This is a genomic window from Enterococcus sp. AZ196 (genome assembly GCF_050498845.1).
Taxonomy (GTDB): Bacteria; Bacillota; Bacilli; order Lactobacillales; family Enterococcaceae; genus Enterococcus_A; species Enterococcus_A murrayae.
On sequence record NZ_JBIPAM010000002.1, the window covers coordinates 694,516 to 706,994 of the forward strand.

The 12,479-nt window shown below is 36.5% G+C and carries 13 protein-coding genes and 1 tRNA gene; 13 read left to right on the forward strand and 1 reads right to left on the reverse strand.

What is annotated here, in order from left to right:
* Positions 1–5: 5 nt before the first annotated feature.
* The 13 genes from asp1 (at position 6) to IGI67_RS21110 (ending at position 12,100) form a co-directional block, all read left to right on the forward strand.
* On the forward strand, positions 6–1,604 hold the full coding sequence (gene asp1 / locus IGI67_RS21050) for an accessory Sec system protein Asp1 (RefSeq protein WP_429959146.1): 1,599 nt from the start codon (positions 6–8) through the stop codon (positions 1,602–1,604).
* A complete protein-coding gene (asp2, locus tag IGI67_RS21055; protein ID WP_429959147.1) occupies positions 1,597–3,183 on the forward strand; it encodes an accessory Sec system protein Asp2 in 1,587 nt (528 codons plus the stop codon). Before asp1 ends, asp2 begins: the two co-directional genes overlap by 8 nt.
* Before the next feature lie 16 nt (positions 3,184–3,199).
* Positions 3,200–4,096: an accessory Sec system protein Asp3 gene (asp3, locus tag IGI67_RS21060; protein WP_429959148.1), complete on the forward strand. Its 897-nt coding sequence runs from the start codon at positions 3,200–3,202 to the stop codon at positions 4,094–4,096.
* 47 nt (positions 4,097–4,143) lie between these two features.
* Positions 4,144–5,589 (forward strand): glycosyltransferase, encoded by a 1,446-nt coding sequence (locus tag IGI67_RS21065; protein WP_429959149.1) that lies wholly within the window; start codon positions 4,144–4,146, stop codon positions 5,587–5,589.
* Positions 5,579–6,430 (forward strand): hypothetical protein, encoded by an 852-nt coding sequence (locus IGI67_RS21070; RefSeq protein ID WP_429959150.1) that lies wholly within the window; start codon positions 5,579–5,581, stop codon positions 6,428–6,430. Before IGI67_RS21065 ends, IGI67_RS21070 begins: the two co-directional genes overlap by 11 nt.
* Before the next feature lie 10 nt (positions 6,431–6,440).
* Complete coding sequence (locus IGI67_RS21075) at positions 6,441–6,824, forward strand: DUF3110 domain-containing protein (protein WP_429959151.1); 384 nt, start codon at positions 6,441–6,443, stop codon at positions 6,822–6,824.
* A gap of 23 nt (positions 6,825–6,847) precedes the next feature.
* A complete protein-coding gene (locus IGI67_RS21080) occupies positions 6,848–7,291 on the forward strand; it encodes a hypothetical protein (RefSeq protein WP_429959152.1) in 444 nt (147 codons plus the stop codon).
* A 72-nt stretch (positions 7,292–7,363) separates the two neighbouring features.
* Positions 7,364–7,549 (forward strand): hypothetical protein, encoded by a 186-nt coding sequence (locus IGI67_RS21085; protein WP_207107841.1) that lies wholly within the window; start codon positions 7,364–7,366, stop codon positions 7,547–7,549.
* Positions 7,550–7,616: 67 nt separating this feature from the next.
* Positions 7,617–8,609, forward strand: a complete 993-nt coding sequence (locus IGI67_RS21090) for a helix-turn-helix domain-containing protein (protein WP_429959153.1) — start codon at positions 7,617–7,619, stop codon at positions 8,607–8,609.
* A complete protein-coding gene (locus IGI67_RS21095; RefSeq protein ID WP_429959154.1) occupies positions 8,602–9,627 on the forward strand; it encodes a sugar transferase in 1,026 nt (341 codons plus the stop codon). The genes IGI67_RS21090 and IGI67_RS21095 overlap by 8 nt, the downstream gene beginning before the upstream one ends.
* Positions 9,617–10,009 (forward strand): hypothetical protein, encoded by a 393-nt coding sequence (locus tag IGI67_RS21100; RefSeq protein WP_429959155.1) that lies wholly within the window; start codon positions 9,617–9,619, stop codon positions 10,007–10,009. Before IGI67_RS21095 ends, IGI67_RS21100 begins: the two co-directional genes overlap by 11 nt.
* Positions 10,010–10,075: 66 nt before the next feature.
* On the forward strand, positions 10,076–11,446 hold the full coding sequence (locus IGI67_RS21105) for a hypothetical protein (protein WP_429959156.1): 1,371 nt from the start codon (positions 10,076–10,078) through the stop codon (positions 11,444–11,446).
* A 21-nt stretch (positions 11,447–11,467) separates the two neighbouring features.
* Positions 11,468–12,100 carry a hypothetical protein gene (locus IGI67_RS21110; RefSeq protein ID WP_429959157.1) on the forward strand — a complete coding sequence of 211 codons (633 nt, stop codon included), beginning with the start codon at positions 11,468–11,470 and terminating at the stop codon, positions 12,098–12,100.
* 48 nt (positions 12,101–12,148) lie between these two features.
* On the opposite strand, the gene IGI67_RS21115 is transcribed toward IGI67_RS21110, so the two are convergent.
* Positions 12,149–12,237: transfer RNA gene (locus IGI67_RS21115), tRNA-Ser, on the reverse strand.
* Positions 12,238–12,479 lie beyond the last annotated feature (242 nt).

The window sequence follows — 12,479 nt, forward strand, 5'->3', positions numbered from 1 at the left end:
AATCAATGATGTATTTAATCCCAAATTGGGAACAGAACGACAATAGTTTAGAAAATGACAGAATTCTAAACATTACCAAGCTTTTTACTGAGAATGGGGAACCATACAAGTTGTTTTTATTAAATCACTTGCCTTTTTTAAGATATAAGGCACAGGAACACTCATTGCTGTCTGATTGTTATTGGCGTGCTTATGATGTAATACAGAATATCACCATACAGGAGGGGCATCCATTAGGGCTAGAGGATCTTTCGCTTCCCAAAGATGTTGAACCCGTCTATACCCCATTTGGAATCATCCTTTTTCAAAAGAATAAAAAATTCGGAGAAATTAAATTTAATAAGTATGGCTGTATTGAAGGCGTGAAATATTTTAAGGAAGATTATGACTACTTCGAGTATTACGATGATCGAGGTTTTTTGTCGCTAATCGAGTATTTAACCAAACAAAATATCGTCACTAAACGAGAATATTTCAACGAATACGGTGAGAAAACAATCACAGAACTTTTGAAAGGAAATTCCCAAATAATCGTAGAAGAAGCAGGCGCTGACAGCCTGAAGTCGAAAACTTTTTGCACAATGGATGAGGTGATTGCGGAGGTCTTGAAGGAAGAATTGAAGCAAATCAAAGATCAGAATAAGCAGATTATCACAACAACAGACAATGCTATTTTAAACGTTACACAAGAAATTCAAGAAGACGGCCAATTGGTGCGAATCGTTTCAGATGATGATGTACTGAATCAATACGATAAACATCTATTTATAAAAAGTTTGAAAACAGCGAAATGTGTCGTAACGGATACAAAGGCGAAAATGCAAGAATTGTTGACCATAAAAAAAGCTAATCCAGAACTTGCTGATGTCAAAATTGCAACCATTCCGATGTTTAATACAGAACTAGCTTTAGGGATGAGCAATTCAATTGCACAGCTAATTATATATTGGAAAGTAGAACAGCTTTCCGATTTTCAGCTTGCAGCGAACCAGATTTTTATGAATAACCTCATTGAGAATACGAAATATAGCTTAATCGTGGAAGTCAGAACTAGACTGGATCAACGTAAATTACAAGAGGCTCAAAAAGAACTTATTGATTCTTATTTCGATGTCGACAGTGAATCGGAGGACTTTAAAAAAACTGCTCATTTTATCGAAGCAAAAAGAATCAAGCGTCTGTATAAAGCAGATGAGTTGGCGATTGAAGAAATTCGAAAAAGCGCTGCTTGGAAAAATTTAGTTAAAGCGATCAATGTCTATAACCGAATTGAGTTCCGAGTCCAGCCTACGCTGCTCTCCGTTAGGAACGATTTCCATAAGACGAGGCTCTACGTGGATATTAATGAAAAATACAATTTGCAGATGCAGTCGTTAGCGATCAGTGCTGGAATTCCTCAACTTGCGAAAGTAAAAACAGATTTTATTGAAGAGAAGAAGAACGGGATGATCGTTAGAAGGACATCTGAATTAGAGCCAGCTTTGACCTTCTTTTTACAAGACTTGAGTAATTGGAACAATGCACTGGTAAAGAATGTCTCTGTAATTGAGGACTTTAGTCCACAAATTATCTTGAAAAAATGGAGGGAAGTTTTGAATGGCTAAGAAAATTAGACTCATTCATATTGGGGAAAGGGAAATAACCAATTTAGAAGCGGTATCCTCCAGTTTTCAGTATAAATGGTTGCCTGGTGATTATAATTTCCAAATCGATGAGCAAGAAATAGGACTCTTTATTGAAGGGCAGTTCAATAAAAAGTATTCCAGAGCTGTTTTCATTTTAGGCTCAAATGCGAGGATTCTCACTAACAATAGTGATCTATTAGTGCAATTGCCTGCATATCAGATTCTTTACACTCGAAACGCAAATCTTTCTTCTGAGATAGAAAGGGTTCTAGTTCTTAAAGAAGCTATATCGATTGAAACAAAGGAAATGGCTCAAGTATTTCAGTTTGTGAATCAGCAATATACAGTTAGGCAGTCAGGCTATAAATTGTCAAATGATCATATCCATGTTTGTTCAGACTTTGATGGGACTGTTCAAAAATGTGGAAACTCCTATATCGAGCTTGAAGGAAACTTTTCACCGCAATTCAGTCAGGTGCTCTCGTGGAAAATGACGAACCTGATTAAGGCAGATGAGCGGATGACCTTCTATTCAGAACTGGCGGTGCTTTCGGGAGACGTTGATTTACTATTTAAGATTTTTCTAGTAAAGGAAAACACTTCTGAGGTGGTTCAAATAGTTGAGGTACCGTTCGAGAAGCTACAAAAGAATGAAAAAACAATTTTTGAACAGCCTGTGAATTGTTATATCAACGTTTCGCTTTATGCACGAGGAAAAAGTGGCAAGATCCAAATAAGTCAAGTCCATATCAGAAAAGCGTTAGCTGACAAAAGCTCGATGATCCCAGGTGGAAACAAAATAGTTGATGAAGAGCATCTTTCAGGAGAAGTATTCTACTATTTTAACGCCGGAGATTTGAAGCCGCCATTAGCGATTTATTTCTCAGGCTATCGACCGGCGGAAGGGTTTGAAGGTCGGCGAATGATGAGTAGTATGGGTGGCGGCCCCTTCATGCTGATAGCTGATCCCAGATTAGAAGGGGGAAATTTTTACTTAGGCAGTGAAGAATTTGAACAAAAAATTGTGGACGTTATTTTGGATAAGCTGAAGCTGTTAGGCTTTAAAAATTCAGACTTGATTTTATCAGGATTGTCTATGGGAACTTTTGGGGCGCTTTATTATGCCAGCGATTTAAAACCCAATAGTGTCATTATCGGTAAGCCGTTAGCGAATATCGGAACAATTGCTTTAAATGAACGGGTGCTACGACCAAATGGGTTTCCCACTTCATTGGATATGCTCTACTACAACACAGGAGAATCTACGATTGAGGCTGCTGAAAAATTAAATCAGAAATTCTGGGATAAATTTGCCGCCGGGGATTATAGCAATACCACTTTTGCCATTGCCTACATGAAACAGGATGACTATGACAAGGAGGCTTTTCCGCAATTATTTAATGTGTTGAAGGAAAATCGATCAACTGCCAGAGTTCTATACAAAGGCTTGGTTGGTAGACATAACGATAATAGTACAGGAATCAATAAATGGTTTTTAAAACAATATCGAAATATCTTATTCAATAGTTTTCAAAGAATCATGGATGATTTTGAATAACTAGAGGGGTGAAGCATTGGAAAATTTTTACATGATAAAGTGGGGAATTGACTTTAATGATAATTACAATTATGGAGCGAATATACGTCTTTTAGAGAACGATTCTATTCGATTTTCATCTCCGTTTATGCCCACAGGAACCCCGATAAAAACATGGTATTCAAGAACGGAGTTCCATTCAGCTCGCAAGTCTCCAATGTTGCCGCTCTTGATGAATGGGAAGGGTTATAACATTCAGGTGCAGGCAGAGTTTGATACGGTGGATGCAGTGCAACTAGTGATTGAATTTTTTAATGTCAATAATGATTCGATAGAAAAAAGGCACTTTAAAGAGCTAGAGGGTCATTTTATCTTTCCAGAGGAAGCAGTTAGTTACAATATTCAGCTAGTAAATAAAAAGCACGAATTTATCCTATTTAAATATTTAACTATTTTTAGTGATTCTTTAAAAGAACGATACGAAGTTAAAACGACTGAAGGTACTGAAGCGATTTTTTTTAAGGTTAGACATCCCTATGAGGGGATTAAAACGAATATTGTCGTACAGAAAAAAACGAGATATGTTACGAGTTTAGTTATTGATGATTATATGAATTATTATTTCTTGGTTGGTGATCGGTCAGAAAAAGCTTGGTTAGACGCAATTACCGAGGTCTGTTTTGATATTAAGGATTATCAAGAGCTGTGTTCACTTTCGATTGAACGTGGTACGCGTTTTGCCACACTAGAGGACAAATTTAAATTACTGCCTTTAGTGTTGGAGACCGTCATTCCAGCAAACAGAAGAACAAAAGTTCAGTCGAAGCCAACAAATACATGGAGAAGTTTGAAGGATCGCGCACAGATCAACGAATATGCATTGAATATTTTACAGCGTCTCGTTAAGCAGCAGAAAGTAGACTCTAATATCTAATAAATAGAATTAGGTGTTCGCAGATGAAGTTCAGGAGGGAAGAAGAGATGAATTTTTTTGTTAATAAGGCAATGGGGATAGGCAATTCTGGTGTGGAGCACGCGCAGTTTTATCGAGCGAAATGCTTTGATACCGTCCAACTTCCATACAAATATATTTTTGTCGAACTAGTAAAAAACTTACATGAGGCAATGGAGGCGTGGAGCATTCCAGACAATAAGGTGATCAATATGTGGGAGCTTTTTGTTTTTGGAAAGGACTACATAAAAAAAGGCGCCGAAAAAGAGTATGAGCACAAGGAAGAAATTCTGTTAGATTTCACGAATACTCATCGAATAAAAGAGACACTCACTTCTTCAGGTATGCTGATCGTGGAGCATTTAGAAAAATCACCGAGCAAAAAGAAGGAGAACTTACTTTTAGTTTCAACGTATAGAATCGAACTATTTGATTATAAAACGGGTAAGAGAAAAGTCATGTTTGAATATATCGATCATAAACATAGAGGCCGATTGCTTAGTAATATCCATCTCTTTGACTTTGAGGGAGAGCATCGTTTTTTTCGGACAGAAGTATTACTGCAGCGCTATTTCTTTGAATACTTAGCCCTGCAATTTGAAGGAACCAAAAACTTTTTCATCGATAGAGGGCAAGAATCTGAATCAGCGTTATTCAATCATAAACCAAAAAATACGAATATCACTGAAATCATTCATGCGGATCATCTGTCCGATCGTGACGTACCTTCCGCTCCGCTATGGAACAATTACTATGAGTATTTGCTGACACATATGGCAATGACGGATCGCGTTGTTGTTGCGACAGAGCTTCAAAAACAAGATCTTTTGATTGATTTCCCCAATGAAACGGAAAAAATATGGGCGATTCCAGTAGGAGGAATTCGAGACCAGAAGCTTCAACATAAGGAAACCGGAGAACAAAGTCGCTCGCTTCGAAAATTTATCACTGTCTCTCGATTAGCATCGGAGAAGCATATTGATACTGTCATCAAAGCTATTTGTGAAGCAAGAAATCAGTTCTCGGATATTTCGTTAGATATTTACGGTCAAGGCGGAGAAGACAGTAAGTTGCGGAAATTAATCGAAGAACTAGATGCGGAAACTTATATTACTTTGAAGGGGCATTCAAACCAAATCGACCAGGTTTATCCACAATATGATGCATTCATTTCAGGTTCTTACTCAGAAGGTTTTGGCTTAACTTATATTGAAGCACTGGATGCTGGGCTTCCAATAGTAACTTTTAAGGCGAGATTTGGTGCGCTAGAGTTAATAAAAAATGGTGTTAACGGTTTTTTAAAAGACTTTTCACGCACCGACGAAGAATACAGTAAGCAGCAATTGGTTGAAGGCATCGTTCAACTTCTCGAATCAGATCAACAAAAAATAATAGCACAGACGAGATACTCTGTAAAAGAGTATCAAGATTCTATGATAGCCAATAAATGGAAGGAGCTTGTCAATGGACTATGAACTAGTAAGCGCCTTAAAACCGGCAGATAAAATATGGAAAAGTCAAAAACAGCGTCTAAAGGAAAGAAATGGAAAGGTAATTTCACTTTCCCCTAGTCCGAATTTTAATCAATTGAAAAAGTCGGAAGGGATAGAAGGAATCAATTTGTTAGATGAGTTAACAAAACGCGATTATCATCCGGATAATTTTCTATTTTTTAATAATATTCCAACAGCAGCTGCTGCAGAAGTTTTTATGAATGAAGATCGCAGCATTTCGGTTATTTATGATGGGGACGAGATTGGCCAAGTAGTAACGTATCCCGAAACGAGAAGACATGTCAAAGAAGTCAAATACCTGAATGCTGATGGTACGACTGATTTTATCGAAGAATACGCGGATGATGGACAGCTGTATAGCAACATTTTCTTTTTTAAGGATACTGTTCATGAGATTGATTTCTATAATAGTAAGCAACGTCCAATTGTCCAATACTTTTTTTATGAAGGTCAAATTAATCTAGTTGTTGTACGAGACCAGGATTCTGGAGAAGTATGTGCTAGATATAGTAGCCTTATGCAGTTTTTAGCGACTCAAGTAGCGAATAACGTCACTGAAAATGACTGTGTTTTCATTTCTTATATGGGATTAGAGTTATTTGCTTTAGCCCAAACGAACTCACGCAATGTTCTCTATTTAATGGAGTCTCCTTTCACAAAAACGGGTGACATCAAGGGCAATCTATTAAGCATATTAGAAAATAAAATTTCTTACGTTCAGGAAGTAAGAATGTCGCGAGAACACTATAACAAGTTGGTAGGAAAAAACGTCTCTCTAGATAAAATAACGATTATTGATTAAGGAGCACTCAATGATGACAATTCCAGCAGAAAAACTCTTCAATGAGATTTATAAACTTTCAGATGAAAATCCAGATTCCTTATTGAACTTTGAGGAGGAAAAAGAATTAGCCGCACAATTACTAGAAAAGCAAAAAAAACATGTAACCGTGATGCAGGCGATCAATGAACAAATCAAGCAGTTGGCGACGAACAAGGAAGCAGCCATTGTTCCAATTAAGCAATTGAAAGCTGATTTTAATGCTATTTTTGAAACCTATAAACAGGAGTATGTATCATTGAAAGAACTGTTACTTACGATGCGGGTTTCCTATAATACCGAACGTTTTATTGCCAAGCAATACTTTATTTCTGAAAATGAAACAATTATTTTGAATATTCTAAATGAAGTCTAGAAACAGGAAGAAGGAAAGTATAAATGACAACTACAATTTCAGCAGATCAGCTTTTGGTAAATATCAATCAACTGATAGAGGAAAATATCTCATCATTACTAAATTTTACCGCAGAAAAAGAAAAGGCACAGCAACTTGTAAATAGTCAACATGATAAAGTAGCTCAGCTACAACGCCTAAATCAAGAGATGATTAAAATGCAAGAGCATTCAGAGGTGTCTATCGATGAAATTAAGAATCTTAAATCAATATTTGATCAAAACTATCAAGCCTATCAAGAGGAATACCATGCATTAAAGGCGCTATATTTGACGATTTCCGTTTCATTCACTACGGAAAAATATATTTTGAAACGCTGCTTTTTTGGTGAAAGCGATTATGTGCTTTCTCAGATCATGGAAAAAGCTTCCGATCAAGATGTAGAAATTGCCCAATTAAATGAGGTCATAAGTTCTATAGAAGAATAATTTTTAGAAACAAAGAAACCTATGACTTACAAATATATCCTTTTGGGACTTATTTTAAAAGGAGAGAATCCAATGAAAAAGGATCAACTATCCAGAAAAATTGATGAAAAGTTTGAGCAGGAAAGTAATAAGGTTGTAGATAATGTGGGGGATAAAGAGAAACAGTCAAAACTACTTACAATAATCATATCAGTGATTATGTCGGGTGTTATCCTAGGATCGCTTGTCTATTCCTTGCTTGAATCTATTGGAAAGTGAGAATGTTCATATCGACTCAATTTTTTCTCGAAAAAATGAGATGGACGTACAGGCAGGAGAGTGTGGAATGATGCAGAGCAGTCTATTAAGTATTTGTAGGTTAATTAATATGATGAATCCAACCCTAACCGAACCACAAAATTCGGTTGTAGCTGTAAATATTGATCGTGAAGCTATGGAAGAAATCAGAAAAAGAAAAGGTGTACCCATTCGAACGTTAGAAAGAAGAATCAATCTTTCAAAATCGAGGTATTATCGCTGGCTACGTTACCAAACAGATTTACCTCTAGAACTGGTGATGGGCTTAAAAAAAGTCTTGAATATGTCAGACCGAGAATTACTAAACTTATTTGTTTCTTCAACGGATGAACAAATTCAAATGTTAGGGCTAGTTATCTATACGTCTATGTCGAATCAAGAAACTGAACTCAAACAATTTTTAAACCTACGAAAATCATTGGGGAAGTTCAAAAATTCTAGTGATGATAATAACGCGTATAAATTGATTTTGACTTATGCCGATTTGGTAGTACATTGCCGTAATGGAGAACCCTCTATGTTCGAGTTAAGGCGTATTGGAGAGTATTTTACGTCGATTGATTATTTTACACTGTTTGATATTTTACTCTACTTAGCAACCTTACGGATCAGTCTAAATTATTCTTTTTCTAACGCTGTAATGGAAAAGGAAAGTATTATTCTGGAAAATAGCTTGCTAAAAAAATTTTCTAGTAATCAGTCAAATGAGTGGAAAGACATTCTTATTGGATGTGTGATTGATTTGTCATTATGTTTTGTCGATATGAATAATCATGAGCAGGCAATTAAATTGTTGAATAAAGCCACGGTGATTTTAAAGCGACAAAGTGGCGAGAACCGACAAACGAAAGAAATATTTCAATTTTTAGCTTATCTATATGTCACAAAGGATATTTCTAGCGAAGATACTGTCATCAATAAAATTAAACACAATATGAGTAATTCTTCGTCTTACCTGCCTAGAAATGAGTTCGATTTCTTTAAAAATCTGTCGATTAAGGAGAAATGTGTTTTTGAATAAATGGATAACCTATATTGTAGAAGGTCCTTCCGTGGACTCTGTTTCTAAAGCGCGCGGAGATGTTTCGGAAATTGCAGAAGAGATTGGTTTCAGGAAATTATATATTTATCGGTACATTGATGAACAGGAGAGCCAACAGTCGCTCCTTTCAAGAATTGACGGAATTACGGCGGGCGTTGCGGCAGGCGACTTAATTGTGTATCAGTATCCGAGCTACAACCAATTTGTATTTGAGAAAACCTTTGTTGAACGATTAAAACAACGAGGCGCTCGAATCGCTTTATTGATTCACGACTCTGAGTTATTGAGAGACAGCAGCTTTTTAAAAGAAATTGACCTCTTTAATCATGCGGATATTCTAGTTACCCATGGGGAAAAGATGGAGCTGAAGCTGAAGTCTTTTGGAATTACTACAGCAATGGTGTCTAAAGAATTATTTGATTATCGAATACCGGCAGAACAAGTTTCTCTGGACACATCATTAAAGAAAGCGCTAGTTTTTGCAGGAAATGTTCAAAAATCTGTTTTTTTAAAAGAATGGGATCATCAAACGAAAATTCAGGTATTTGGATCAAAGGATGCGTTTGACTTAGGAGAAAATGTTGAGTACATGGGCGTTTATTCTCAACCTGATCTTTTAAGGATGATGCCCAAGAATCGTTTTGGCATTGCTTGGGACAATGACTTGCCACAAGGAGGCAAATATCGGGAATATACACGGTATAATGCACCGCACAAAATTTCCTTGTATTTGGCCGTGGGTGTGCCAGTGATTGTATGGCGGAACTCAGCGATTTCAGAGTTGATTCTTAGATACAAGCTAGGTTATGCAATTGATTCCTTGGAGGAAATTGACTTACTAATGGAACAACTCACAAGAGATGAGTTGAAGCAACTAAAACTAAGAGTAAACAGATTCAGCGATTTATTAAAAGAAGGAATTTTTACTAAACAGGCATTAATACAGGTAGAACAGGAGCTTCTTTTTATGGAAATGGAGACAGCAAATGACAGGTAAAGAGTTAAATTATGAGCTTGATTCCAGCAGAGCGACGTTAAACGAGCTGCTGCTAAGAATAGAAACGCACACGCAGGCTCGCGACAAAAAAATCTTTGAAGTAAATAAACACGTTTCAATGGTAAAGGATGAAAAGCAAGTTTCTTTGGATCATTTTGTTCAATTAAGAAAAGTAGTTCATCATCTGACAGAAGAATACACGAAAATTAACGAAATTATCTCTTACATTAAAGGATTTACTGCTTGCTACGATCAAGTAGAGCCACTGATGGAAGATATTGCTAGTGTCACACGAATGATTGAAAGGCAGGAAGAACAGCTAAAAGCGCTCTCTACTTCAGTCACGACAGCGAGATTTGTGGAGGAAAGTAAAAAAACTTGAAGCAATAGAGATAGGAAGACTCATAATCCATTTAGATAAGCAATACATTAATCGGAGGAACGTAGGGTGAAAAAAATAATTGCATTAGATATTGATCAGTTCAGAGTGGGCATTTCTGGTTCAAACTATAGAGAGGTTTTTAGCTCATTGTACTCAACTGTCAAAAAGAATACTTGGAAACCATCTTTTTTTAAGGACCAGAGCGAAATAGAAGGAAGTGAAATCAAATTAGAGGAGCTTTCTGAACCAATTTTGTGGGGGCTAAAGAAACGGCAAAGTCGTCGATCAAAGGCCTATCATTCCTTTGGCGATGTTCTGAACAACTTAGAGGCTACGGAAACTAGACAATTGGTTTGGACTGTCTTAGCGTATTTAGCAGGAAATCAGCGAGAGTTGTTCGAAGAAATCAGTGAAAACCAACTAAGCTGCTCCTTGTGTATTGGTGTGAATTCCAAAAGCTCAATGGAGTTAAGTGAAATGGAACATAAATTTGAAGGAGAATATAAAACTTGGATTGATGGCGCAGAACTCTCTATCCTCGTGAATGAAGTGGTTCTTGCTCCTAAATCATTTTGTACGATTTTAGAAAATGAAAAGCAGCATGCAACAGCTACTGATAGTTCAATACAATCATTTGATGGATTAAATTACATTATTGACGTAAGTGACCATAATGTAAAATGTGACATTTATGACAACGGTGAATTGATAAAAAGTGAGAATATCTCACACGGAATTTATGAGTTTTCAGATCGAATTGTGCAGGAGTACAAAACAAACTGTGTTCAAAATAGTACACGTTCTTTCCAAATTGACAGAGACATGGTATACAACATGATTACAAGCAGTGAAAGCACCCTTGTTGTAAATGGGCGTCAGCAAATAGACTTAGCAGCGTTGATCGATGCAGAAATTGCTGAGGAAACCAAAAAGGTGCTTTCTTATTTAACCAAAGATCAAGATGTTCAATATGCCGACAACATTATAGTTAGAGATCTGAGCAGAGGCATTATTAACCAAGAAACGGTCAATCAGTATCTTGAGAATTTTGGGTTGAATTGTGTAAGCATTGAAAATAAGAGTGCTCAAGGAATATACACGTTTGGCACCATTTTTTTTGGAGATGACTTTCTCGACAGTAATGATGAGGATCAGGGAACACAATCAGAGAATGCACTACAAACAGTTAATTCAGAAAAGATTGAACAGACTAATGATATGGAAACGTCGAATGCTGCATCAGTGGAAGTGGAGATGGCGGTTGTTCAAGGAGTGGATGAACACGTAGCAGATTCTGAACAACATAGTGCGACAATTGATGATACAGGTATCCAGGATGAGACAATAGTCGAAGCATCAGAGGAGATTGAAGACATTCTAAAAGAGCAAAATGAGTTGTTAAGTTCGTTAATTCATTTTGAAGATAACTCTTTATAGCAGCTATAAGGAGAGGCGAGTATGAAGCAAAAAACAGGAATTATGAGTGTTTTTGTAATCGTATTAATAATGCTGTCTGGTTGTTTCGGAGATAGTTCGGCTACAACAAGTTCGAGCTTGAAAAAAGAAGTTTCAACGTTGAAAACCGAAAATTCTAGCTTGAAAAAAGAATTATCTTCTTTGAACTCAGGAGAAAATCAAACACAAACAACTGAAGATGTTAGGTTCTCTCAGGAGGTCAAGGTTTTTTCTGAGAATGAAACCATCGAATTTGGAGATGGCGAAAAAAAATTAGCAGAAATGAAAGTCGTACAGGCAACAACCAAGCAATCAGCATTTCCAAAGCGAATGATTGAATTAGAAAATTATGATACCGAAAAGATGCTTGCTGTGAAAATAGAGTATAAAAATATAGATATGGATACTCCCTTTTTCCCTTATGCCCAATCTTTTCAAGCATTTTCAAAGGATGGGAATCGCTTGACAGGGGTCAATCAACAACGAGGACAAGATGAGGTTCCTAAAGGAAAAAAAGGGATAACGCAGATTTTTTGGAAGCTGCCGATTGGCGGAGACAAGTTTGACAAAGTAGAAATTGATTTTGTTTCTGGAGAACAACGGGTAGCGACATTTGATTTAAAAGTTAGTCATTAGTTATATTAAAATCCCCGTCCAACATCTTGGACGGGGATTTTAATATAACGGAGAAGGAGGGATTTGAACCCTCGCACCGCGTTTAACGATCTACACCCTTAGCAGGGGCGCCTCTTCAGCCACTTGAGTACTTCCCCAATTGACTATTTTATTATAAATGAAGAATTGATTTTAAGTCAACTAGCTCTCTCGATAAAGAATCCGAAAAGAAGTTATTTTAAGGTGAATTTAATAGATAGAATTGTTAGCTATAATGAAAAACTTTTCATGTATTTAAGATAAAAAAGAAAAATGTTGTAACTATTAGCAAGATAAAGAGCTAATAAAAAAATTTTTCTTAATTTCAAAAATGATTACTGAGTTTTAGTAGTGACAATTA

Coding starts and splice junctions, on each gene's coding strand:
- IGI67_RS21070 (WP_429959150.1), top strand. CDS start 5,579: ATGGACTATGAACTAGTAAGCGCCTTAAAACCGGCAGATAAAATATGG.
- asp2 (WP_429959147.1), top strand. CDS start 1,597: ATGGCTAAGAAAATTAGACTCATTCATATTGGGGAAAGGGAAATAACC.
- IGI67_RS21065 (WP_429959149.1), top strand. CDS start 4,144: ATGAATTTTTTTGTTAATAAGGCAATGGGGATAGGCAATTCTGGTGTG.
- IGI67_RS21085 (WP_207107841.1), top strand. CDS start 7,364: ATGAAAAAGGATCAACTATCCAGAAAAATTGATGAAAAGTTTGAGCAG.
- IGI67_RS21080 (WP_429959152.1), top strand. CDS start 6,848: ATGACAACTACAATTTCAGCAGATCAGCTTTTGGTAAATATCAATCAA.
- IGI67_RS21090 (WP_429959153.1), top strand. CDS start 7,617: ATGATGCAGAGCAGTCTATTAAGTATTTGTAGGTTAATTAATATGATG.
- IGI67_RS21100 (WP_429959155.1), top strand. CDS start 9,617: ATGACAGGTAAAGAGTTAAATTATGAGCTTGATTCCAGCAGAGCGACG.
- IGI67_RS21075 (WP_429959151.1), top strand. CDS start 6,441: ATGATGACAATTCCAGCAGAAAAACTCTTCAATGAGATTTATAAACTT.
- IGI67_RS21110 (WP_429959157.1), top strand. CDS start 11,468: ATGAAGCAAAAAACAGGAATTATGAGTGTTTTTGTAATCGTATTAATA.
- asp1 (WP_429959146.1), top strand. CDS start 6: ATGATGTATTTAATCCCAAATTGGGAACAGAACGACAATAGTTTAGAA.